This window comes from Luethyella okanaganae (assembly GCF_042660285.1).
GTDB lineage: Bacteria > Actinomycetota > Actinomycetes > Actinomycetales > Microbacteriaceae > Luethyella > Luethyella okanaganae.
Genome location: NZ_JBHSTP010000002.1, coordinates 288117 through 310571, shown reverse-complemented (window position 1 = coordinate 310571; position 22455 = coordinate 288117). Strand labels below are relative to the sequence as shown.

20 protein-coding genes are annotated in these 22455 nt (G+C 62.6%); 11 read left to right on the top strand and 9 right to left on the bottom strand.

Annotation, left to right across the window (positions count from 1 at the left end; genetic code table 11):
• Positions 1 to 2 precede the first annotated feature (2 nt).
• From ACFQB0_RS09125 to ACFQB0_RS09110, 4 genes are all read right to left on the bottom strand, one after another.
• Positions 3 to 1100, bottom strand: coding sequence for a substrate-binding domain-containing protein (locus ACFQB0_RS09125; protein WP_386730445.1), 1098 nt, complete (start codon positions 1098 to 1100; stop codon positions 3 to 5).
• A 540-nt stretch (positions 1101 to 1640) separates the two neighbouring features.
• Complete coding sequence (locus ACFQB0_RS09120) at positions 1641 to 2582, bottom strand: S66 peptidase family protein (RefSeq protein ID WP_386730442.1); 942 nt, start codon at positions 2580 to 2582, stop codon at positions 1641 to 1643.
• 155 nt (positions 2583 to 2737) lie between these two features.
• Positions 2738 to 3061 (bottom strand): RidA family protein, encoded by a 324-nt coding sequence (locus ACFQB0_RS09115; RefSeq protein WP_386730440.1) that lies wholly within the window; start codon positions 3059 to 3061, stop codon positions 2738 to 2740.
• 159 nt (positions 3062 to 3220) lie between these two features.
• Positions 3221 to 4108 (bottom strand): MurR/RpiR family transcriptional regulator, encoded by an 888-nt coding sequence (locus ACFQB0_RS09110; protein ID WP_386730437.1) that lies wholly within the window; start codon positions 4106 to 4108, stop codon positions 3221 to 3223.
• Positions 4109 to 4214: 106 nt separating this feature from the next.
• Between ACFQB0_RS09110 and ACFQB0_RS09105 the strand changes: the two genes are divergently transcribed.
• The 4 genes from ACFQB0_RS09105 to ACFQB0_RS09090 all read left to right on the top strand — a co-directional run bounded on the left by ACFQB0_RS09105 (position 4215) and on the right by ACFQB0_RS09090 (position 8736).
• On the top strand, positions 4215 to 5171 hold the full coding sequence (locus ACFQB0_RS09105; protein WP_386730435.1) for an N-acetylmuramic acid 6-phosphate etherase: 957 nt from the start codon (positions 4215 to 4217) through the stop codon (positions 5169 to 5171).
• Positions 5168 to 7144 carry a primary-amine oxidase gene (locus ACFQB0_RS09100; RefSeq protein WP_386730434.1) on the top strand — a complete coding sequence of 659 codons (1977 nt, stop codon included), beginning with the start codon at positions 5168 to 5170 and terminating at the stop codon, positions 7142 to 7144. Before ACFQB0_RS09105 ends, ACFQB0_RS09100 begins: the two co-directional genes overlap by 4 nt.
• Positions 7141 to 8079, top strand: coding sequence for an N-acetylglucosamine kinase (locus tag ACFQB0_RS09095; RefSeq protein ID WP_386730433.1), 939 nt, complete (start codon positions 7141 to 7143; stop codon positions 8077 to 8079). The genes ACFQB0_RS09100 and ACFQB0_RS09095 overlap by 4 nt, the downstream gene beginning before the upstream one ends.
• A gap of 189 nt (positions 8080 to 8268) precedes the next feature.
• Positions 8269 to 8736 carry a hypothetical protein gene (locus ACFQB0_RS09090; protein WP_386730430.1) on the top strand — a complete coding sequence of 156 codons (468 nt, stop codon included), beginning with the start codon at positions 8269 to 8271 and terminating at the stop codon, positions 8734 to 8736.
• Between the two features lie 58 nt (positions 8737 to 8794).
• Here the strand turns inward: ACFQB0_RS09090 and ACFQB0_RS09085 are convergent, their stop codons facing one another.
• From ACFQB0_RS09085 to ACFQB0_RS09065, 5 genes are all read right to left on the bottom strand, one after another.
• Positions 8795 to 9760, bottom strand: coding sequence for an ABC transporter ATP-binding protein (locus tag ACFQB0_RS09085; protein ID WP_386730428.1), 966 nt, complete (start codon positions 9758 to 9760; stop codon positions 8795 to 8797).
• Positions 9757 to 10536 carry an ABC transporter ATP-binding protein gene (locus ACFQB0_RS09080; protein ID WP_386730426.1) on the bottom strand — a complete coding sequence of 260 codons (780 nt, stop codon included), beginning with the start codon at positions 10534 to 10536 and terminating at the stop codon, positions 9757 to 9759. The genes ACFQB0_RS09085 and ACFQB0_RS09080 overlap by 4 nt, the downstream gene beginning before the upstream one ends.
• Entirely contained in the window at positions 10533 to 11321 is a 789-nt protein-coding gene (locus tag ACFQB0_RS09075; protein ID WP_386730424.1) for an ABC transporter permease, read from the bottom strand. Before ACFQB0_RS09075 ends, ACFQB0_RS09080 begins: the two co-directional genes overlap by 4 nt.
• 71 nt (positions 11322 to 11392) lie before the next feature.
• Complete coding sequence (locus ACFQB0_RS09070) at positions 11393 to 12439, bottom strand: ABC transporter permease (protein ID WP_386730422.1); 1047 nt, start codon at positions 12437 to 12439, stop codon at positions 11393 to 11395.
• Between the two features lie 16 nt (positions 12440 to 12455).
• A complete protein-coding gene (locus tag ACFQB0_RS09065) occupies positions 12456 to 14030 on the bottom strand; it encodes an ABC transporter substrate-binding protein (protein WP_386730421.1) in 1575 nt (524 codons plus the stop codon).
• Positions 14031 to 14416: 386 nt separating this feature from the next.
• Between ACFQB0_RS09065 and ACFQB0_RS09060 the strand changes: the two genes are divergently transcribed.
• The 7 genes from ACFQB0_RS09060 to ACFQB0_RS09030 all read left to right on the top strand — a co-directional run bounded on the left by ACFQB0_RS09060 (position 14417) and on the right by ACFQB0_RS09030 (position 22221).
• Entirely contained in the window at positions 14417 to 17284 is a 2868-nt protein-coding gene (locus ACFQB0_RS09060) for an FAD-binding and (Fe-S)-binding domain-containing protein (protein ID WP_386730419.1), read from the top strand.
• 325 nt (positions 17285 to 17609) lie between these two features.
• Positions 17610 to 17990 carry a hypothetical protein gene (locus tag ACFQB0_RS09055; RefSeq protein WP_386730417.1) on the top strand — a complete coding sequence of 127 codons (381 nt, stop codon included), beginning with the start codon at positions 17610 to 17612 and terminating at the stop codon, positions 17988 to 17990.
• A gap of 234 nt (positions 17991 to 18224) precedes the next feature.
• Complete coding sequence (locus tag ACFQB0_RS09050) at positions 18225 to 19385, top strand: Re/Si-specific NAD(P)(+) transhydrogenase subunit alpha (protein ID WP_386730414.1); 1161 nt, start codon at positions 18225 to 18227, stop codon at positions 19383 to 19385.
• Positions 19385 to 19720, top strand: a complete 336-nt coding sequence (locus ACFQB0_RS09045) for an NAD(P) transhydrogenase subunit alpha (protein ID WP_386730411.1) — start codon at positions 19385 to 19387, stop codon at positions 19718 to 19720. The genes ACFQB0_RS09050 and ACFQB0_RS09045 overlap by 1 nt, the downstream gene beginning before the upstream one ends.
• Positions 19717 to 21090: an NAD(P)(+) transhydrogenase (Re/Si-specific) subunit beta gene (locus ACFQB0_RS09040; RefSeq protein ID WP_386730408.1), complete on the top strand. Its 1374-nt coding sequence runs from the start codon at positions 19717 to 19719 to the stop codon at positions 21088 to 21090. Before ACFQB0_RS09045 ends, ACFQB0_RS09040 begins: the two co-directional genes overlap by 4 nt.
• Before the next feature lie 262 nt (positions 21091 to 21352).
• The gene (locus ACFQB0_RS09035; protein WP_386730406.1) at positions 21353 to 21958 is read left to right on the top strand and encodes a DUF308 domain-containing protein; all 606 of its coding nucleotides are present in this window, start codon (positions 21353 to 21355) and stop codon (positions 21956 to 21958) included.
• A complete protein-coding gene (locus ACFQB0_RS09030) occupies positions 21955 to 22221 on the top strand; it encodes a hypothetical protein (RefSeq protein ID WP_386730404.1) in 267 nt (88 codons plus the stop codon). Before ACFQB0_RS09035 ends, ACFQB0_RS09030 begins: the two co-directional genes overlap by 4 nt.
• Positions 22222 to 22455 lie beyond the last annotated feature (234 nt).

The window sequence follows — 22455 nt, the reverse complement described above, 5'->3', positions numbered from 1 at the left end:
GGCTATTCGCGGAGCGCGGCGGGAGCCTCAACGTTCAACGACTTCATCCACGCCTCTTGCAGGTTGTTGGCCGAGATAGGGACAGCCGGCACTATGACAAATGGTGGTGCTTCCTTCTGCAGGAGCCCGTATGCGGCAAGTTTTGCCAATGTCCGACCCAAGGTATAGGCCTCGTCTGCGACGATCCCGGCAACGTTCCCGCCACTTACCAGATCGAGAGCGATCGGTTCACTCAGATCAAGGGTGACCAGCTTCGTTTTCGTGTTACCCGCAGATCGCAAAGCGCTGAGAACTCCCTCTGCTGGCTGTGACCACGTGACGTAAATGCCATCGAGGTCAGGATTACGTAGAAGCATTGCGTTCGCCGTCTCTTCCGCGGACGACGGGTCTGTCAAGCCAGCCTCAGCGACAAGTTCAATGGAGGGATACTTGCTTTCAATTGTCGACTTGAACGCCTGGTCACGCTGATTTGTGACATAGAACTCGGCGTCGTGGTAGATGTAGCCGATCTTTCCGCTTCCCCCGATCGCCTCCGCGAGAGCATCCGCGGCTAGCGACCCCATCGCCGCGAGGTCGTCGGTTGCAACTGATACGTATTTGTCACCTTGAGTCCACCCGACCGGCACGTTGGACATGAAAACGATCTTGGATCCTGCGTCCAGGAGCGGTTGGTATGCCACGGCTCCTGAACTCGGATCGACGGGAAGCGAAAGAACAGCAGAGGGGCGTAGTGCTGTGGCCGTGGCGATGTCGTTCTGCTGCTTGGCCGGATCGAACTGTGCGTCCGTCGTCGCGACGACTTTGACGCCGAGATCGCCAAACTCGTCCGTCGCTCCCCGATTGACGGCATCGATGAAATCTCCCGATGCTGGCCACAGAAGTGCGGCAGTGTAACTGCCCGCGCGGAGCCGCTCCTTCTCGCTGTCCGACAGTGTGATATCGGACGACGGAGTGGCCTCCTCTCCGTTTGGCCCCCTCGTTGTGATCGAGGGCGAGCTTCCGCCTCCGGCCGGCTTGTCCGTGGCCGTTGGGGTGCATGCTGTCAGCGCGAGGCACGAGACCGCGATCAGTGCCGACAGGGCAATCGATTGTGAACGCATGAGGTCTCCTCGAGTACGGCGGGCGGGGCCCAACAATGGTTATGGAATGAATATACCTCAAACCAACGATACGCAATAATTTTTTTTATCTCGCCCTGCTGTCCCTTAGGCTTGCCTCATATGGCACTTTGGGGTCGACGACTCTGGCGGTTGAGTTTGGACTGCCTACGGGACACGAGATTCGCATGTCCCTGAGGTCTTCTCGTTCATTCACTTCTCGAATGTTGTGGTGGTCTGAATAAAGGGCAGGCATGGCCTCGGCCCATGACGACAAAGAAGTGGCTCGTTGGCGTAATTGCGCTAGGGGTCGTGGCCGTCGGCATACCGGCCCCCGCGCACGGTGATGAACGCAACGAGGTGATGTTCCGGATGCATCAGCGGCCTTGAACGGGACGTTCCAGACCCAAGATGGTTCCGCAGTCGAGATTGTCTCCTCGAGGAGCTCGGCGTCGGTTTCGATAGTGGTGCCGTTGACGTTGAGCCGGCCGACGATCGCGGAGGGCAGAGACCTATCGACCACTGGGTCGATGACGATGTCCTTCAGGAAACGCCTGCCGAGATGATCTCCAAGGATCCTTCATCGGGCGAAAGTCGGGCCATCACGCCGAGTGGAACGGTCACCTTGTCGCGCGTGTGACCGAGATCGATCCCGCTAAGAATCGGGAAATCGGATCCGTCACACGCTCGCGCAATGACGTCTGATAGGTCTTCCGATGACGTCCAGTAGCGCTCTCGAACGTCGACGCACGTGCCGACAACCAGGCCAGAGATCTGGTCGAGGACACCTGCGAGGCGCAGGTGAGTGAGCGAGGCGTCGACATCGTGAAACTCACAATCGATCTCCTCGACAAAAAGGATCGCGCCGGTCCAATCCGGCTCATAGGGAGTGCCGATGAGAGTCTGCAGGGTGCGGAGGTGACCACCAAGAATTCGTCCCTCGACCGCCGGCCCCCGTCTCACTACTTCTCGGGTGGAAACCTCAGGGATCTGGCCGAGCGGCTCCGCGCGCGTGATCACGCTATTCATCATCTGTTCGGAGAATTCCGTCACCCCCAACCGCCCGAAGTCCATACCGTTTGGTCCGTGGAAAGTGGTGACGTTGCAGCGGGTCGTGAGTGCGACTAATAGCGCGGATCCATCGCTGTGACCAAGAACGATTTTCGGGTCTGCCCGGAGAGCATCGAAATCGATCAATGGCAATAGCTGGGTTGACCCTTTTCCGCCCATCGACGGAACGATAACCCTCACATCAGGGTCTCGGAGCATCTCGTTGAAGTCATCTGCCCGTGCGCGCGCTGTTCCGGCCAGGAATCCTCCCTCGACGTCGCGCGCGTGACGACCGACCTTGACCGGGTTTCCGCGGGAGGTCCAGTAGTCGACCATACCTTCAATGCATCCAGGGCGCGGGGGAGAGGAAGGCGAGACGATTCCGACTGTGTCACCCTCGGAAAGCCTTGGCGGCAATTCAATGCTGGTGTCCATTCTTTTGCTCCGTTCAATTCCATCTTTGGCTGAAGTGGACCGGAATGCCAACATGGAGTCGCCCGTCCGGGTTTGGCGACATGCCGGCAGGGCCGGTTTGGATACAACGGGTCCGTGCTCAGTGAACTCGACGTGCTCAGTGAACTCGGCCTGATTCAAGGAGTAGTGGCGATCGCTTCTACCTCGATGAGCATTCTTGGATCGACAAGGGCACTGACGACGGTCGTGCTCGCAGGCGGGATCGACGTGAAGTACTTAGTACGAATGCGTGCATAATCTTTGGCGTAAGACGCATCAGTAACCCAAGCCATGAGCTTCACAACGTTGGCGGTCGACGCACCAGCCGCCTTCAGCAGCGATATCAGATTCTCCAGGGTTTGCTCCACTTGAGTCTCGATGTCGTTCTCGCCGACGAGAACTCCGTCTCGAAACGAGCATTGCCCAGACAGAAAAATCCACCGAGCCGGTGTGGGGACCACCACAGCAGCGGACCCGGGTACGGGTTCTCCGTCGATTTCGAAAGGCCTGACTGCGGGGGACCACACCTGCTCCAATTGTCCTTATCCTTCCTGGCTGTTCAAGCCGTCAAAGCGAACCGTGGCGAATGGAAAGCACGAACCACGCGAACATCGTCGAGTTCAATGCTCACTCGCGGCACGAAGTTGCTGAACCGCGCGGCGTGTGTGCGCGAGCGCGGCGGCACTCACGCGGTGGGTTCGACTAGCGGTCGCGACAAAGAGGCAGTCCACAACGAATAGTTGGGCTATCCGGCTTGAGGTAGCGCCCGATCGATATGTCGTCTCTCGAGTTGCCGAAGCCAGCACGATGTCTGCCTCGGTTGCGAGAGTGGATCGTGGATTGCTGATCGCGGCAATTGTGGTAGCACCTGACCTGGCGGCCTCCCGCTGGACAGCAACAGAAGATGCCGTTTCGCCCGACGACGAGAAGGTGATCGCCACGTCTCCCTCTCGCAGGAGGGAAGAAGCGCCGGCCGCGCGATCCGGGTCTAAGTAGCTCCAAGCCTGCAGATTCACTCTCTGGAGCTTTTGAGCAAGGTCTGACGCAACCAGCTCGCTAGCGCCGACGCCGAAGATCGAGATTCGTCCAGCCGAGGCTAGTGCGGAAGTCGCGCGCTCAAGCTGATCCATGTCGATCGTCCGAGCAGTCTCATCGATCGCGACTCGATCGGAATATGCGATCTTCTCTACGATCGCTGCAATTGGTTCGTTTGGCTCTATGTCTGAAGAGAGCGCGATGCCGCCTTCGACTGCTTCTGCCCAAGTGGAAGCTCGAGTGACGGCGAGCCGGAACTGCTTGTACCCATCGAATCCCAGTGTTCGAACCAGGCGCGACACCGTCGCTTCGCTCGTTCCACATCGTTGCGCAAGTTCTGAAATTGAAAGGCCGACGACGAGCGTGGGATCGGCGAGAACGTAATCCGCAACCCTACGTTCCGCGGGGTGAAAGGTTGCTAGCGCAGCGCGGGTACGTACGAGGGCATCGTCTGCTAACGCGCTATTGGCCATGGAGGAATATTACGCCACGTAAATGGTTTGCGCTATGCTCGTCTTGTAAGATAATTAATTACATGAACAGCGGGCGCATCACTGGCGGCTGTTGACATGAGCATTCGTGGACGAGCGCTCCGCATGCTCAGCATCCCATCGAGAAAGAGGTCCTGAGTTGAGTTCGCGATTGACGGAGGATCACCGCTCTGGCTCGGAAGACATTGAGTTGCGTCCCACCGCGGAACTCGTGCGCATCATGGTGGAGGATGTGAGCGACGTCGCCTCGGCGTTGCTTTCGATCGTCCCGGCCATGGTCTCGCTGATCGAGGAAGTCGCGTCTCGAATGGGGCGTGGAGGTCGACTCATCTACGTCGGTGCTGGCACTTCGGGACGGCTCGCTCAGCTAGACGCAGCGGAGTGCATCCCGACATTCGGATTGTCAGAAGGAACCGTGGTCGCTGTGCTGGCCGGCGGGATCGAAGCGGCCGACCGGGCTGACGAAGGGGCGGAAGACGACCAGGAAGCCGCTCGACGGCGACTTGCGCAGCTTGATCTCCACGCGAACGACACCGTGATCGGGATCAGCGCAAGCGGATCGACCCCCTTCGTTCTCGAGGCAGTGAAGGTTGCGACGGCCCGGGGAACGTTCACGGCGGGGATTACCAACAATCCCGACACACCGCTATCACGACAGGTCCAGCTTGCCGTCGAGGCTCCCGTCGGAGCCGAGATGCTGGCCGGCTCGACACGCCTGAAGGCTGGGACCGCCCAAAAGGTCATTCTGAACACTCTGTCAACTGTTGTAATGATGAAGCTTGGACGGACGTACGACGGGTACATGGTCGGTGTCCGGTCTACCAATAAGAAGCTCATCGAACGGGCACAAGGAATCACCCAGGAGATCACCGGCTTGGATGCCGCCGCTGCCCTCCTTCTTCTGAAGGACAGCGATTGGAATGTGAAGGCCGCTGTTCTTTCGCATTTTCTTGCCGTCGAGCCGCTGCAAGCACATGCGAGGCTCGCTGACGCGGCCGGCAATATTCACTCAGTTCTCGGAAAGGTACGCAAGGAGCCAGAATGACCAATCATCCCCTTGACCCGCTTTCTCTTGAGGAGGTCGCGCATGCCTCACGCCTTGTTCGCGACCTTCCTGAATACAACGCTTCTTGGCGGACGGTCTTTGTGCTTCTGCAAGAGATCGACAAAGAGGTTCTGCGTGCCTGGCAGGCTGGAGGAGCCCGTCCGCCACGTGAGGCCCTAGTAGTCATTCGCGACAAAGGTCGTAAGCTCAATGTCGATATCGTGGTCGATCTGGTGGCAAACGAAGTCGTGAGGCAGCGGGAGTACACCGGAGCCCAGCCCGCAATCATGCGCGAGGAGTCCCTTCAGGCAGAGCGGCTTGCGCGTTCCAACCCCGAGTGGCAGCAAGCCTTACGCCGGCGTGGCGTCGAGGACTTCGGACTTGCCATGCTCGACCACATGCCGCTCAGCTACCAGGACTCCGACGACGGTCCGCAATCCCGTCGCGGCATTGCTCTGACATGGATGCGATCCCCGTATGCGGAAGACAATGGGTACGCGCGCCCTGTCGAGGGTCTGATTGTGCATTTTGACCTCGACGCCATGACAATCCTCCGCGTGGAGGATCACGGCGGCGCGCCTATCCCCATGAACTCGGGGAATTACACGGCCGAGTCATTGAACCACCCCGACAACGTCGCATTTACCCCTGACGGCCCACGGCCCGAACTGGCGCCGCTAGACATCACACAACCGGCTGGCGCCGGATTCACCCTCGACGGATGGAAGCTGGAGTGGGGTAAGTGGGACCTTCGCATCGGGTTCAATGCGCGTGAAGGTCTGGTGTTATACGAGGTCGGGTACAGTGACGAAGGCCGACGTCGACCGATCGCCCATCGGCTTTCGGTCTCGGAGATGTTCGTGCCGTACGCAGATCCGAGCGTGACCCACTTCAGGAAACAGCTGTTCGACCAGGGTGAATCCGGGCTCGGACGCACCCTGAACAGCTTGCGTCTGGGGTGCGACTGTCTGGGAGAAGTGCTTTACCTAGATGGGTGCTATAACGACAACGACGGCGAGCCAGTGTTGTTGGAGAATGCAATCTGCATCCACGAGGAAGACTTCGGCGTCCTATGGCGTCATACGAACCTGCGGACGCGAGCGCCTGAATCACGCCGCTCTCGACGCCTTGTCGTCTCGACCTTCGCGACGGTCGGTAACTATGACTATGGCTTCTTTTGGTATTTCTATCTTGATGGGACCATCGAGTTCGAGACAAAGCTCACCGGAATCCTCTCAACGGGCGCTGTCGCTGTCGGTCAGGCGCCCGAGTACGGCACGCTTCTGAATGAGGGTCTTTACGCCCCGAACCATCAGCATTGGTTCAATGTGCGTCTCGACATGAGCATCGACGGTGACGCAAATCAGCTACAGGAGATCAACACGGTCTCGGTTGAAGATGACGACGTTAACTTCTTCGGCGGTGCCTGGAAAGCGGAAGTGACTTCGCTCGACTCTGAGCTCAGGGCACAGCGTAATCTCAACGCGCAAAGTTCGCGCTATTGGCGGGTCGTCAACCCGAACAAAGTGACCCCTCTCGGTGGCGTGCCTGGTTATGCGCTGATCCCTGGCGAGAATGCCGTTCATTACTACCGCCCCGATGCGCCCGCATTGGCGAGGGCCGCGTTTATCCAGCACCACCTTTGGGCCACCCGTTACCGCGTCGGTGAGCTCTACGCGGCTGGTGATCATCCCAACCAGCACCCGGGCGGCGCAGGGCTCCCGGAGTGGACAGCAGGTGATGCCTCTCTCGAGAACACTGACACCGTCGTCTGGTACACCTTTGGCGTTCATCATATTCCTCGGCCGGAAGACTGGCCGGTAATGCCCGTTCATCACGCCGGATTCAAGCTCAAGCCTTCCGGGTTCTTTCGTTCGAATCCCGCGGTAGACCTGCCCGTTGAAGATGTCACAGAGGCAGGGCACGATCACTGTTCAGTTTCGGCGCCGCACAACCCACATTCGCCAACATGATCTCTACGGTCGTGGGTGACATCGGAAAGAGCAAGATCCGGCTCGCGGTTCTTTCCGACGGTGCTTTGTCTCGAACCGTCGAAATCGAAAGTCCTGTGGCGTTGGGTCAGCCCGCGAACTCGCCCATCTTATTCGGGGTGGTGGCGGACGCTTTGTCACAATTGCGCCTTGAAGCTCCTATAGACCTTGGCTTAGGCCTGGCTGGGATGGCCACCACGACTGCCTCAGGAGCGTCGTTGGTAGAGGCCATTCGTGGCGTCGTCAACGTGAATCGCATCGTGATCGCCAGCGATGTCGTCGTAGCTCACCTGGGTGCCTTCGCCGGCGATGAGGGGACTGTGCTCATTGCGGGCACCGGGGCGGCGGCCTTGAACGTGGAGGCGGACAGCGTGCCGGTCCTGCGAGATGGACATGGACCTTACTTCGGGGACGACGGTTCTGGGGGCTGGCTGGGTGCGCGAGCAGTCAGAGCAGTAGTGAAGGCCGCCGAGGGACGTGGACCGGCAACCTCACTCACGAAGCTGCTGAGAGTCCGTACGTCGCTGGACCCTCAGACGATGGTCAGGCGCGGGAATGCAGCAGACAACCCTGCACGATGGTCGGGACAGTTTGCGCCGGACGTGTTACGAGCGTGGACCACAGGCGATCAGGTGGCAACTGGGATCGTTCGGGACGCGGTGACAGCGTTGACGACGACAGTGCTGTCAGCGCGGCGTCAGTCTCAAGCTATAGCTCTGACCGGTGGGCTGCTTCGGTGCGAGCCGTTTGCGCAGGACCTCATCCGCTCGATTACGTCCGCGACCCCGGAGGCAATCGTGACCGTGACCGAGGGGCGTTGGATGCAGGGCGCCAACGTGCTCCTCGAGCTCGAGCGGACCCGGATCGCAGGGTCGCTTCAATCGCTCACCGAAATACACGTCATAGCTGGTGGATGACAACGCATCCTGCTGGGCGTGTCAGAACTGTGGCCAAGAGCAATGCTGCCGCTGTCGGTAACTGTGGTCCTGCTCGCCACCTTCGGCTTCTCGACCTTGGCGGCTGGCGTGCAGCTCTTTCGAGCTGAGTCGAGGGACACGAGACTGGATGAGTTCTCGAAGTCGGCGGCCGGAGTAGCCTGCGGTGCGATGGTGATCCTCTCCCCGATCGGGTTGCTCGCAGTTGCGGAACTCATATTCTTCATCGCCGCCTCGGTTTGGTTCGCCACTCGAGTCGCCGGCGCTGTTACAGGATCGAATGCGTCCGAGCGCACCCTGATGGTGTCCAACCACATCCATTCGATGTCGATGATGGCCGCCATGTCCGCTATGGCGTTTCGATCGATGACGATGGAGCACTCAGACCTGCCACTTGGACCGCAGGTGGCACACCACTCCTTGGTCGTTGCCACGGCGAGTCAGTCCGCAACCACTTGGGGGGTTCTGCTGTTGGTGATCACCGAAGTCGTCTTCGCCGCCGCCGCAGTGGTTTCCTTCGGCGTCGCGCTCCCGAGATCAGGAGGCCGTTCTGGCTGGCGCCATGGGACCATGTGGGGGATCGGCATCCTCGAATCGCTGGGAACAATCGTGCTGATCATGGCGATGCTGTGGCACTGAACCTGTCGTTGTCGCCCGAGGACGGGCCTAACGAGAGGTTCTAGGGAAGATCCGCGTCTCAAGCGCTGCGGCGAGGGTATATCTCCGAAACGTGGATGCAACGCACCAGATGTCCAGTGCTGGTCGCTGCCGTGAGCTTCATCGGAGTCGTCGCGCACAAGCTCTCGACAACAGGACAACGCGGATGGAATCGACATCCGCCGGGGGGATTCGCAGGGTTCGGCACCTCACCCGCGAGCTCAGTCGGTAGTTCGCCGCTCCCATCCGGAAGGGGAACAGCTCCTAAGAGGGCTTGTGAATATGGGTGTTCGGGGGCCAACCCGACCTGCTCGCTCTGTCCGATCTCAACGAGTTGTCCGAGGTACATCACGGCAATACGATCTGCGAGCTCCCGCACCACGGCGAGGTCATGGGAGATGAAGATGATACCGATCCCGTGCTGATCGGCCAGGCGCCGGAATAGACCGGCGATGCTTGCCTGCGCAGAAGCATCGAGTCCGCTGATGGGCTCGTCGGCGACGATGAAGTCTGGCGCGCTCGCGAGGGTACGAGCGATAGCTACCCTTTGTCGCTGACCCCCACTCAGCTGGTGAGGGTAGCGATCCGCGAACGAGTAAGGCAGGCCAACCACCTCCAGAAGCCGGAGAACCTCAGCTGACGTCTCGACTCGGCCCATCGGACGATTCGCCTTGATCCCATCGGCAAGCTGACTACCGACCCTGCGGCGATAATTGAGCGAAGCGCTCGGATCTTGGAACACCATTTGTAGCGGTCTGAGCGAACGAGGCCGTTGTCCGCGGCCAAACGCCACACTCTGCCCCGAGAATAGGATCTGCCCGGCGGCAATATCGTTCAGACCGACGATCGCACGCGCCAGGCTCGATTTGCCGCAGCCGGATTCTCCTATCACACCGAGGATCTCGCCGGAACGAACCGAAATCGTGACCCCGTCGACTGCGCGTACTCGCTGTTCTCCGACCCGATACTCGACTACTACATCTTGAACCTCAAGCACGTCAGTCATAACCTGCCCCTAGACACCGCTTCAAGAAGGCTTCGAGTGTAGGGATGCGTCGGAGTGCTGAGCACCTGACGGCGACTTCCGTGCTCGACGACCACCCCTTGAGCCATAACGATCACCTTGTCGGATAGTGCGCTGATAACCCCGAGATCGTGCGAAATCAATGCGACCCCAATCCCAAGTTGACGTCGTATGCGGTCGAACAGGCCGATCACGGTTGCCTGCACCGTCGCATCGAGGGCGGTGGTCGGCTCGTCGGCGATCAACAGGCTCGGGTCGCAAGCGAGAGCAACCGCAATCATGATGCGTTGGCGCATCCCGCCGGAGAACTCCCCGGGACGTTTGTGCAGCGCTCCGACAGGGTCCGGGATCCGCATCAGGTCGAGCAGCTCGATGGCGCGTTGAGTGGCCGGTTTCATGCCGATTCCCAGATTGATCCGTTGATGCTCAGTGATGAGTGTCTGCACTGTCAGCAGCGGATGCAGACTTGCGCGCGCATCCTGCGCCACGTAGCCGATGTCGTGCGCTCGTGCGAGGCGGTGGGACTTTTCGGAGGATCCGACGAGTTCGGTTCCGTGTAGTCGAATCGATCCACTCACGGTCGCGGACGGCGGTTGCAGGCCGAGAATGCAGCGTGCGGTCAGTGTTTTTCCACTTCCGCTCTCTCCGACGATGCCGAGCACTTCGCCTTTCTCGATCGCGAATGAGACGCCTCTGATGACCGGAAGCGACGTTCCGAACCGTAGGCCTAGATTCTCCACCGCAAGCACGGCTGTCATGGATTGATTCCGATCTGGCTATCACGACGGTCGATGTGTCCCCGTACCTCGTCGCCTAAGAGGTTCCACGCCACTACTGTGAGGAAGATCGCCAGCCCGGGGAAGAGCGCGATCCACCACGAATCGAAGTTCGCAAACCCGTCAGCCACCATCGAGCCCCATTCGGGGGTGGGTGGCTGCACTCCAAGTCCGAGGAAAGACAGGCCGGCGAGGAGAAGGATGGCGGTTGCCACTTCGATGGCGGCGAAAACGACTAGCTGACTTGCGACTAGTGGTATCAGATCGGTGCGGATGATCGTGAGATTGCTTCGCCCGAGGAGGCGGCTAGCTTTCACGTAATCCGAGTTGCGAGCGGACATGACGAGCGAGCGTCCCAACCGGGCGTACGCAGGCCAAGATACGATCACGAGCGCGATGACGGCGTTGGTTACTCCTGCTCCTAACGCCGCGGTAACCGCCATCGCCAGGATGATCGCCGGGAAGGCGAACACCATGTCGGCTATCCGCATCAGCATGGCATCGACAACGCCACCGAAATAGCCGGCGACGACACCGATGATCCCGCCCACCAGCATGGATGCAACGACAACTGAGAGCGCGAGCGGAACGGTCGCACGCGCGGCGTAAACCAGTCGGGAGAATACGTCTCTGCCGAGCTGGTCCGTTCCCATCAAGAACTCTGAAGACGGGGGTCGCAAGCGCGGTCCGCTGGCTGCTAGCGGGTCGAAGGTGGCGATGAGGTTCGGGATGAGCATCGCTGTCAGAGCAACCCCGAGAATGGTCACGCTGACCAAGACATTCGGATTTACGCGACTGAGTTGTGCTTGTGGCGCAACTAGCACGCGCCTCCACCGGCTCATGAAACGCCTGCTCTGCGATCGAAGAGCACGATGAGAAGGTCGGCGATGAGGTTGACGGTGATGTAAACGAGCGCTATCAGCAGAGTGACTCCCATGATCGCTGGTAGATCGAGGCTGACGGAGCTGGTGTAGGCATATCGCCCTACTCCGGGCCATGAGAACACGATTTCGACGAGTACTGCCCCTGACAAGAGGCTGCCGAACGCGAGACTTCCTGCTGTGATGATGGACGGAACCGCGCTGCGCAGCACGTGTCGCAGTGCGATGTAACGCGTAGGCAGCCCCTTTGCTCGAGCAGCAAGGACATAGTCCTCGGACAGGACTTCGAGCACTGCTGTTCGCGTCAGACGGACGATAAGGCCGAAAGTTGGGATGGCGAGTACGACCGCTGGGAGTACCAAGTGCGATGCGGTGGACCCGAAGGCAGCCCAGTCTCCGGCGATGACCGAGTCGATGATGAGGAATCCTGTAATGCGCGGGGGGGCGGTTATCCCCGGATCGAGCTGGCCTGGACCCGGCGCAATTCTGAGCACGAAGTAGAACAGGTAGAGAACCAGAACCGCCAGCCCGAAAGAGGGGACTGAGATCCCGGCCATGCTGGCAAGTCTTACGGCCCGATCGACCCAGCCACCTTTCCGTAGGGCGGCAATCAGCCCGAGGGAGACTCCGAAGATGAGTGCGATTATGACGGATGCGCACGCCAGCTCGATGGTTGTGGGGAAGAACTCCTTGAGATCTTCGATGACGGGCCGGTTGGTCCGTTGCGACGTGCCAAGATCTCCCCTCAGGAGTCCCGCGACGTAGGTGAAGTACTGGACTGGCAGGGGTTGATCGAGGCCGTGTTTAGCGTTGTATGCAGCGACGGCTTCGGAGTCGCTGGCGGCGCGTTCGCCGAGGTTCGCAATCGCCGGGTTCGAAGGCACCACACTTGTGAGCAGGAAGACGACGAGGGTCACACCGACCGCCAGGAGCGTACCTTGAGTAAGTCGCTTCGCTGTGAACCTCCAGATGCTGGTTGTTGAAACCCTCGTCGTCTCTGCCATGCGCGAACTACCGCTCTCAGAAGTGCAGTGACTTCAGATCAACGAGCCAGACCGGATTGGCGGTCACGCCGCGAAGATCCGGATTGGCGACGAGAACCTGAGACGGCTGGATCAAGGGGACGAAGGGACTGCGCTTGAGCATGGGCTCCTGCGCCCGCTGGTAGAGGTCCTGGCGTGTGGTGGGGTCGGTGTCAACCGCGGCGCGGCTGGCCAGATCCGCAATGAGGGGCGACGCCGTGGCTGGCCAACCTGCTCGCGTGGCGATGAGGTTGCCAGGGAAGAAGATCTGGTAGTTGCCGGCGTCCGGGAAATCTGGCGTCCACGCCCACATGCCCATCTCGTCCCGCCCGGCGATATATGACTCCCGAGCCACTGACAGGGGCTGACCGTCAAGTTTGATCGTGATCCCCACCTCAGCGAGGCTGGACTGGATCGAGATCGCCATGTCGTTGAATGAGACACCGTTGATGACGACGTCGCTGGCATAGTGGAGGGTCGCGGTCGGATCTGCGCTCATGCGGCCCAAAGCCTCTTTAGCGCGGGCCACGTCTCGTTCTGGTGCCAGGTCTGAGGCGAGTGCTCCCGCGAACATTGAGGGAACGACGCCTGCAGCTTGGATCGCTCCTTTCCCGGCAAGAGCCGTCAGAGCCTCATAGTCGAGACCGTAGCGGACCGCCTCCTGGAAGTCAGGCGACGAGCTGATGGGCGAAATTGCCGGGTTGTCGTTACTGAAGAGGAAGATCAAGTTTGGCGATGCCCCGGTGACAACGTTGAGGCCCGTATCGCCCGCTATTTGGTCCGAAGAGAGGTCAAGCGCGAGATCGGATTCGCCGGCTGAGATGTTCAGCTTCTGCACGGTTGCGTCAACGTTGCGGATCACGATCTGACTGAATGCGGGTTCTTCGCCCCAATAGTCGTCATTTCGCGTCAACGTGACGGTGTCAACCGTGCTGAACGAGGTGATGGCGTACGGGCCGCTTCCCTGCGAGTCAGCGTTGAGGCTTGCCTCGGCGGTGTCCGACTGGTCTGCGCCGGGCCCTGACTGGCCGCCGTTCGATTGGACAACAGCCGAGTTGAGCACGCCGAGTGACGGACTGGTGACGATGGCGGGCACAGCAGGGTTGGGGGCGGTGAGGTTGATCACGAATGTTCGGGCATCGGGGGCGGCAAAGCTCATTCCCTCCACCAGGAACGACGGGCTGCCCTGGATGTTCTGAACCCGTTCGAACGAGAACAGAACGTCGGCGGCCGTCAACGGTGTCCCGTCAGCGAAGGTGACACCGTCACGAAGAGTGAAGGTGTAGCTCAGCCCATCGGAACTGACCTCATACGATTCGGCAAGGAGCCCCACGGGGGTAGTCGCATCCTCACTATCGAGGGTGAGGAGCGTCTCGTAGACCGCTTCACTGATCATGATCGCCGTCGGCTCGATGAGGCGGGCAGGATCAGCGGTGACGAGTTGGAAGCTTGTGTCGACCACGAGTGTCGAATCGCCAGGGCTCGGATCAGAGCTCGGCACACAACCTGACAAGATCAAGGCGAACAGAGCCGTCGTTGTCATTCCGATCAGATATTGCGGTGACTTCTTCATTGAATCCTCATCAGGTATGGCGCTTGGGGGGTCAGCACGTCAAGCTAGTATCCAAATAATTCACCCAATTATCAATATCGACGGAAATAAGTTACATGATGGTTGCATTCACCGGCCGCGGGAGGCGGTCGCCGTCAAACGCGGATCGAGGTGGAATACGCCCAAGGCCGCCGCTACGACGAACCGGCTGCTGCGCCACATACGAGGAGATCATCGTTGCCAGCGTTCAAAAAGGCTCTGCGCGCGGAGTGTCTCGCGCACCAATCAGAATCCCGACGCGGTGAAGAGCGGCACAACGGAAGCGATGATCGGCAAGACAAGCTGTCCGTACGCCTAAGAGACGTTCACAGCTCACCCACGCACAGAATGGAAAATCTAGCTACCGCATGGCACACGCAACCACCGCATCCACCCCGCTTCCCGCAGCGCTGGCCGCAGCTGTCGCTGAGAGCGACCGCATCAAGACCCGCGCGATTGACCTTGCTGCCTACGCGAGCGACGCTTCGCACTACCTGTTGACGCCCAACGCCGTCATCGTTGCGGCTGATTCCGCCGAGATCGCCCGCATTTTGGCGGCAGCCTCTCTCACCGGCTCGGGGATAACGTTCCGGTCAGGGGGCACAAGTCTGTCGGGGCAGTCCAGCGGTGACGGCGTGCTGATCGACGTGCGCCAGCGTTTCGGGGCAATTGAGGTGCTTGACGGCGGTCGTCTGGTGCAGGCTCAGCCCGGGGCGACCGTGCGGCAGGTAAACGCGCGACTCGCACCCTATGGCTATCGCCTCGGCCCCGACCCGGCGAGCGAGGTGGCCTGCACGGTTGGCGGTGTCGTCGCGAACAACTCCAGTGGCATGGCGTGCGGCATCGAAGAGAACACCTATCGAACGCTTGAATCAATGATCTTCGTCCTCCCGTCGGGGACGACCGTCGACACTGCAGCGCAGGACGCAGATGCGGCGCTGCGGCGGGCGGAGCCTGAGCTCGTGAACGGACTCGAGAGGCTTCGTCGGCGTGTGCTAGCCGACCCTGCTTCGGTCGCCCGTATCCGGAGCCAATTCGCCCTGAAGAACACGATGGGTTACGGCATCAATGCCTTCCTCGATTTTGAGCGTCCGGTCGACCTGCTCGCACACCTCATCATTGGATCGGAAGGCACGCTCGCGTTCGTTGCCGAAGCGACATTCCGCACCGTCAAGGTGCATTCGCTCGTCTCGACATCCATCGCCGTGTTCCCGACGATCGAATCGGCGACCACAGCGCTGCCCGACCTTGTCGCTTCCAGCGCGGCGACGCTTGAGCTGATGGACGCGGCCTCTTTGCGCGTCGGGCAGGGGCTTGCCGGTGCGCCGGACGACATCATTGGCTTTAGAGTCGAGCAGCACGCGGCGCTTCTTGTCGAGTACCGTAGCGACGATGCTGCCGAGCTCGCGGCGCTCGCCGCCGCCGGCGAACATGTTCTGGCCGCACAGCCGCTCCGTGGACTTGCTCAGTTCCGCGAGGACGCCGCCAGTCGCAGCCGTGCCTGGGCGTTCCGTAAGGGACTGTACGCCTCTGTCGCAGGAGCACGACCGTCGGGCACAACCGCCCTCCTCGAGGATGTTGTCGTGCCCGTGCCCGCACTCGCGGCGACGTGTAGGTCGTTGCAGGACCTCTTTGCGCGATACTCCTACGCGGACAGCGTCATCTTCGGTCACGCGAAAGACGGCAATATCCACTTCATGCTGACCGATCGTTTCGAGGGCGACGAGGCGCTGCGCCGGTATCTGTCGTTCACCGAAGAGATGGTTGAAGCCGTGCTCGCCGCCGGAGGCAATCTCAAGGCCGAGCACGGCACGGGGCGCGCGATGGCACCCTATGTGCGCCGGCAGTACGGAGACGAACTCTACGCCGTGATGCGGGAGCTAAAGAGTCTGTGCGACCCCGTCGGCATCATGAACCCTGGCGTCATCATTGACGAGGACATGAGAGCGCATGTCACTCACATCAAACTCCCCCTTCCGATAGAAGAAGAAGCAGACCGCTGTGTCGAATGCGGCTACTGCGAGCCGGCATGCCCGAGTCGCAACCTCACGCTGACGCCGCGTCAGCGCATCGTCGTGCGGCGTGCCGAGAAAGCGGCTCGTGAGCGCGGCGATCACGAGCTCGCTGACGAGCTGGATCGCCAGTACCAGTATGACGGCGTAGAGACGTGCGCCGTCGACGGGATGTGCCAGACAGCGTGCCCCGTGCTCATCAATACCGGGACTCTCGTCAAACGCCTCCGCCGCGAGGACGCAAGCCCGGTCGCTAAACGAGTGTGGCAGGCGGCCGCTTCTGAATGGGGCGCAGCGACGCGTATCGGATCCGCCGCTCTCACCGCTGTGAAGCATGTGCCCGCGCCGATTATCCGTGTAGCGACCTCGGTGGGTCGAGCCGTTCTCGGTGCCGATGCGGTGCCCGAGTACTCCGCCGAGCTTCCGCGTGGGGGACTTGCGCGCCGCCGCATGCGCCCACGGGTCGGCGCGCCCGACACGGAACCAATGGCCGCATACGTCCCCGCATGTGTCAACAGCATGTTTGGTCCCGCCGGAGACGGCCTCGGAGTGTCGAGTGCGTTCACGCGCCTGCTCGAGCGGGCGGGTATTGCCCTTGCCGTCCCGGAGGGCGTGGAGTCGATGTGCTGCGGAACGCCCTGGTCATCGAAGGGCTTTGTGGACGGCTACGCCATAAACCAACGCCGCACCGTGGCTGCGGTTCGGATGGCGACCGGTGACGGTGCGCTCCCGGTCATCGTTGACGCTTCCAGCTGCACGGAAGGATTCGTAAACCTCCTGAAGGGGCAAGGGATCCAGGTTGAAGATGCCGTTGCTTTCACCGTCCGCGAGATCCTGCCGCGAGTCAGCGCTGTACCGATCGTAGACTCGCTCGTGCTGCACCCGACGTGTTCGTCTGCGCAGATGGGTCTCGATCCGCAGCTTCGTGCGATCGGGATGGCAGTCGCACGCAACGTCATCGTGCCCCAGTCATGGGGATGCTGTGCTTTCGCCGGGGACCGAGGCATGCTGCATCCGGAGCTCACGGAATCCGCCACTCAAGCAGAGGCGGCTGAGGTCCGCGCCGTTGGTGCCGACGCGCATGCTTCGTGCAACCGAACGTGTGAGCTTGGCATGACTCGGGCGACTGGAGAAGAGTACAGCCATGTCATCGAGCTATTGGAGCGAGCAACCAGGCGCTCCGAAACGGGACTGGGAGCCGCCAGAAAAGGCCAGATCCGGTAGCCACATCACGTGTGTTTGCGGGATGACCATGCGACCTCCACACGGTGGACGATGCCGCGATCGGCGAGGCGTGGTCGGTGTGGCGCCCGGCACACCTAAGCCCAGGCCAACCGCATGGGACACACCGTCAACAACGCGCCTTGACTCGTAGAGGACCTCCGCGTAGCGGCGTGGCGCACCTCTCCATCGTCCCGGCCAGGCTGCGATCTCGACCGTGAAGACCGACTCCACCGTGAGACCGATGAGGCTGGGCCTAGGCGCGGGACCCATCGCCGGGTAGTTTGGTTTTGGGGGGTGGATCGCTCCCGGCGAGAAGGGGAAGCACATGGGATTTCTGGACGACGCGAAGGCGAACATCTCCGAAGGATTCGAGAAGGCGAAGGACTTCACCGAAGACACCGTCGAGAATGTCAAGGACTTCGTCGGTGATGCCGCCGACAAGACGCAGGATGTCGCAGGCGACGCGGTGGACAGGACCAAGGATGCCGCGGCCGATGTCACCGACAAGACGCAGGACGTCGCGAGCGACGCTGTCGAGAATGTCAAGCACGTCACCGGCGAGGTCGTCGACGATGTGCAGGGCTTCGCGAGCGGTGCCGTCGACAAAGCCAAAGGCGTCGCGGCCGACCTCAGGGGTGACTCGGGCGAGGCCGCCGCTGCCGTGAACCCCACAGAAGACGTGGCTGGGGGCGGTTCCGGAGTCTGACCCGTCGGCATTGCGCGCGGGGTTGGCGGTGCTCGCCACGGCCGGCACCATTGCGTCCGCCGAGCCGATCTCGGCCGACCACTCGATCGGCGTGCCGACGATAAGACCCCTTCTCGGCGAAAACGCCGCAGCTCTGGCGTACGCTACCGATAACCAGGTGCGGCAGGATCGCTCGCGCACGGGGCATCCGTTCCGCTCGGGCGTCTGTGGTGCGACGCGCAGAACGGAGCAACGGTGAGGGCAGGGGTGCCGCGCGAACGACGCGAGGGCGAGCGTCGGGTCGCCGCTACCCCCGAGACGGTGCGCCAACTCGTGGGGTTGGGACTCGAGGTCGAGGTCGAGACCGGCGCCGGGGTCGCATCCGGGCACGCAGATTCCGCCTACACGGATGCCGGAGCCGTCGTCTCACCGGAACTCGACCCGCTCGGCGTCGACGTCTACCTGCACGTGCGCCCGCTCACGCCCGAGCTCGTGGCGCAGCTGCGGCCCGGCACGGTCACCGTCGGCCTCGCCTCTCCGGCCACGGAGCTGCAGACTGTCGCCGCCCTCGCTGCCGAGCACGTCACCGCCTTCGCGCTCGAGCTCGTGCCGCGCATCTCGCGCGCGCAGTCGATGGACGCGCTCACTTCGCAGGCGCTCGTGACCGGCTACCGTTGCGTGCTGGAGGCGGCGTTGCGTTTGCCGCGTTTCTTCCCGCTCTTCATGACGGCGGCGGGAACGATTCCGCCCGCGCGTGTGCTCGTGCTCGGTGCCGGGGTCGCCGGTCTGCAGGCGATCGGCACGGCGAAGCGCCTGGGCGCCCGGGTCTCGGCCTACGACGTGCGCCCCGCGTCCGCCGATGAGGTCGCTTCGATGGGTGGGCGTTTCATTGCTCTGAACCTCGACGCGGTCGAGGGAGCCGGCGGCTACGCGCGCGAGCTGAGCGATGACCGGGCGACCCGGCAGCGCGAGCTGCTCGCCCCCCATGTGGCCGAGGCCGATGTCCTCATCACCACGGCGGCGATCCCCGGGCGCCCGGCGCCACTCCTCGTGACGGCAGACATGGTGGCCGGAATGCGTCCGGGCTCTGTCGTCGTCGATCTCGCCGCGGAGTCCGGCGGCAACGTCGAAGGGGTCGTGGCCGGCGAGGAACGCGCGGTGCGAACGAGAGCAGGTGACGGCACGGTGACGCTGCTCGGCATGAAGGACGCGGCGTCCGCGATGCCCTCTGACGCATCGCGCCTCTACGCCAAGAACGTCGCCAATCTGCTTGAACTGATGGTGGCCGATGGTGTGGTCGCACCGGACTTCGGCGACGAGGTCGTGGCCGGCGCGTGCCTGACCCATGACGGTGTGGTGCGGCATCCGCCGACCGCGGAGGCCGTCTCCGCCCAGACGCGGGAGGGGGAACGCTGATGGACGGCATCGCAATGCTCACGGTCGTGGTGCTCGCGGTCGTCGTGGGCTTCGAGGTCGTGTCGAAGGTGTCGAGCACCTTGCACACGCCGCTCATGTCCGGCGCGAACGCCATCCACGGCATCATCCTCGTCGGTGCGATCGTCGTGGCAGGCCAGGCGCAGAACGGTTGGGTACTGTCCGTCGCTCTCCTCGCCGTCGTGCTCGCGACCGCGAACCTCGTCGGCGGTTTCGTCGTGACCGACCGGATGCTCGAGATGTTCCGGGGCGGGAGCGGGGCGAAGCGCGGTGGCAGAGGCCGGGGCGCTGAATCGGAGAGGGGTGCCGGAGAATGACCGTGCTTTCCCCCACCTGGACAGCCCTGCTCTACTTGGTCGCCGCGGTCTGCTTCATCCTCGCGCTCAAGGGTCTCAGCTCGCCGCGCACCGCTCGTCGTGGCAACCTCGTCGGCGCGGCCGGCGCGCTCCTCGCCGTCGTGACCGTCTTCCTCTCCACCCGACTGGAGAACGTTCCGGCGATCCTCGCCGCGATCGTCGTGGGGTCGGCGATCGCCGCCCCGGTCGCACGTCGCGTGAAGATGACGCAGATGCCCCAGCTCGTCGCCCTCTTCAACGGGGTCGGTGGCGGCGCGGCCGCGCTCGTCGCCCTGCTCGAGCTCTCCCACAACGCGGACCCATGGGCGCGGCTCGCGATCGTGTTCACGGTGCTCATCGGCGCGATCTCCTTTGCGGGCTCCGGTGTCACCTTCGCCAAGCTGCAGGAGCTCATCACGACCAGGCCGGTGGTCTTCGCCGGCATGCGCTGGGTCATGTCCGCCGTGTTGCTGCTCGCCGTCGGCGGTGGTGCCGCAATCGTACCGACCGGTTCGGTCGTGCTCGCTGTCGTGCTGCTGGCCATCGGTCTCGCCGCCGGGGTGCTGCTGGTGTTGCCGGTCGGCGGAGCCGATGTGCCGATCGTCATCTCTCTGCTCAACGCGTTCACGGGGCTCGCGGTCGCGGCATCCGGGATCGTGCTCGGCAATGTGCTGCTCGTCGTGGCCGGAACGCTCGTGGGGGCGAGCGGAACGATCCTCACCCGTGCCATGGCGTCCGCGATGGGGCGCAGCGTCTCCGGTATCCTGTTCGGGGCGTTCCGGGGCGGCTCGACCGCCGGCTCGACGGTGCTCAGCGAGCGTCCGGTGCGATCCTCGAGTGCCGAGGATGTGGCCGTGCTGCTCGGCTATGCGCAGCGGGTCGTGGTGGTGCCTGGCTATGGGCTGGCCGTCGCGCAAGGGCAGCACACCATGGTGGAGCTCGCCGCCGCACTAGAGGCGCGCGGGGTCGAGGTCGTGTATGGCATCCACCCGGTCGCCGGTCGCATGCCCGGTCATATGAACGTGCTGCTCGCCGAGGCGAACGTGCCCTATGAATCGCTCAGGGAGATGGCGGAGGTGAATCCCGAGTTCAAGACGACGGATGTCGCGCTCGTCGTCGGTGCGAACGACGTGGTCAATCCGGCAGCCAAGTCCTCCCCCGGATCGCCGATCTTCGGCATGCCGATCCTCGAGGTGTCGGATGCGCGACAGGTGGTCTTCCTCAAGCGGTCGATGCGGCCGGGGTTCGCCGGCATCGAGAACGAGCTGCTCTACGATCCGAAGACGACGCTGCTCTTCGGTGACGCCAAGGAATCACTCGGAAAGGTGCTGAACGCGGTCAAAGCGCTGTAACCGGTCGCCCCGGATCCTGTGGCTGGTCGATCCCGCTCGTGGTAATCGATGCCGCTTGGTAGCCTCTATCGCACCAGCTTGCGCGTTGCGCCACCCAGGATGGCGCGGAACGCGGAAAGTGGCGCGGATGATGTGGAAGGTGGCGCAGGCGCGGTCGGACGCGGCCAGTCGCGGTCGGCGCGGAGCGGGAGCGTCGTGAACGAAGCCCCCATGCCGCGCACGTAGACTGGGGAGGTTCCTGATCGTGAGAAGAGGTCGCCGCGTGGCCAACCCCCGGGATGCCGCAGCGCACACCGCGCCGGAGTGGATCGTCCCGCTCGTCCGAGCGATTCTCGCCGTCGTTCCGGCTGTCGTCATCACCTTCTCGCCCGATCACTCGCCGGAGTCCGGTCTGATCGTCTTCGGCTGCTGGGCACTCGCGACCGGTCTCGTCGTCGGCGCGCTCAGCCTGCGGCGCTTCGGCGACAGAGTGAGCCGTTCCCTTTTCGCCGCAAACGGCGTGATCACCACGGCGGCGGGCATCCTGGCGCTCGGCCTCTTCGGTGGCGGTCTCGGCTTCTTCCTCTACCTCGTCACCGTGTGGGCTGCGCTCACCGGTTTCCTCGAGCTCTACGCTGGCCTGCGCGTGCGCGGCCGCTCTACGTCTTCACGCGACTGGCTCACGGCGGGAGGCCTCACGGCGGTTCTCGCGATCGTGTTCCTGCTGCTGCCGCCGAATGCGGTGGTCGCTGTTGGACTGCTCGGCGCCTACCTCGTGATCCTCGCCGTCTTCCTCGGCATCGCCGCGTTCTCGCTCAAGTGGAATGTGGCAGGCAAGGCGCGTGCGGCTACGGCCAGCGCCGCTCTCAGCGATTCGGACCCCTCGTGACCCAGCCGATGCCCCCAGCCAACCAGCCCAGCCGCCGTGACATCCTGCGGCCCGTCGAGATGCTGGTCGGCGCCGGTATAGCCGGGGTCTTCGTTGGGCTCGTGGTGCTGCTCGCGACCCGGGAGCTTTTGCTCTCGGTGATCGCGCTCGGTGTCGCCTTCATCGTCGTGCTCGTCGTGCTCGCGATGTTCGCGATGACATGGAAGCCGGATGCCGAGGAGACCGCCGACCTCGACGAGCAGGACCGCGACTCCGGTCACTGACCTGCCGGTTTGGTGCCAGCCGGCTTGGTGCCCGGTGTGGCTTGGTGCCCGGTGTGGCTTGGTGCCCGGTGTGTTTGGCCTTCCCAGATCAGGATCGACTCTCATCAGCGCCTGTGCGCGCCAGTTCCCGTGTTCCGCGCCGTTCTGGGTGGCGCAGAACGCGCGAACTGGCGCGGATCGTGTGGGTACGACCCGTGTGGGTACGACCCGTGTGGGTACGACCACACGGGGTGG

Excerpts from the sequence above, each read along its gene's own strand:
- ACFQB0_RS09125 (WP_386730445.1), bottom strand. The coding sequence starts at position 1,100 with ATGCGTTCACAATCGATTGCCCTGTCGGCACTGATCGCGGTCTCGTGC.
- ACFQB0_RS09120 (WP_386730442.1), bottom strand. The coding sequence starts at position 2,582 with ATGGACACCAGCATTGAATTGCCGCCAAGGCTTTCCGAGGGTGACACA.
- ACFQB0_RS09110 (WP_386730437.1), bottom strand. The coding sequence starts at position 4,108 with ATGGCCAATAGCGCGTTAGCAGACGATGCCCTCGTACGTACCCGCGCT.
- ACFQB0_RS09100 (WP_386730434.1), top strand. The coding sequence starts at position 5,168 with ATGACCAATCATCCCCTTGACCCGCTTTCTCTTGAGGAGGTCGCGCAT.
- ACFQB0_RS09095 (WP_386730433.1), top strand. The coding sequence starts at position 7,141 with ATGATCTCTACGGTCGTGGGTGACATCGGAAAGAGCAAGATCCGGCTC.
- ACFQB0_RS09090 (WP_386730430.1), top strand. The coding sequence starts at position 8,269 with ATGGTGATCCTCTCCCCGATCGGGTTGCTCGCAGTTGCGGAACTCATA.
- ACFQB0_RS09085 (WP_386730428.1), bottom strand. The coding sequence starts at position 9,760 with ATGACTGACGTGCTTGAGGTTCAAGATGTAGTAGTCGAGTATCGGGTC.
- ACFQB0_RS09080 (WP_386730426.1), bottom strand. The coding sequence starts at position 10,536 with ATGACAGCCGTGCTTGCGGTGGAGAATCTAGGCCTACGGTTCGGAACG.
- ACFQB0_RS09070 (WP_386730422.1), bottom strand. The coding sequence starts at position 12,439 with ATGGCAGAGACGACGAGGGTTTCAACAACCAGCATCTGGAGGTTCACA.
- ACFQB0_RS09065 (WP_386730421.1), bottom strand. The coding sequence starts at position 14,030 with ATGAAGAAGTCACCGCAATATCTGATCGGAATGACAACGACGGCTCTG.
- ACFQB0_RS09060 (WP_386730419.1), top strand. The coding sequence starts at position 14,417 with ATGGCACACGCAACCACCGCATCCACCCCGCTTCCCGCAGCGCTGGCC.
- ACFQB0_RS09055 (WP_386730417.1), top strand. The coding sequence starts at position 17,610 with ATGGGATTTCTGGACGACGCGAAGGCGAACATCTCCGAAGGATTCGAG.
- ACFQB0_RS09045 (WP_386730411.1), top strand. The coding sequence starts at position 19,385 with ATGGACGGCATCGCAATGCTCACGGTCGTGGTGCTCGCGGTCGTCGTG.
- ACFQB0_RS09040 (WP_386730408.1), top strand. The coding sequence starts at position 19,717 with ATGACCGTGCTTTCCCCCACCTGGACAGCCCTGCTCTACTTGGTCGCC.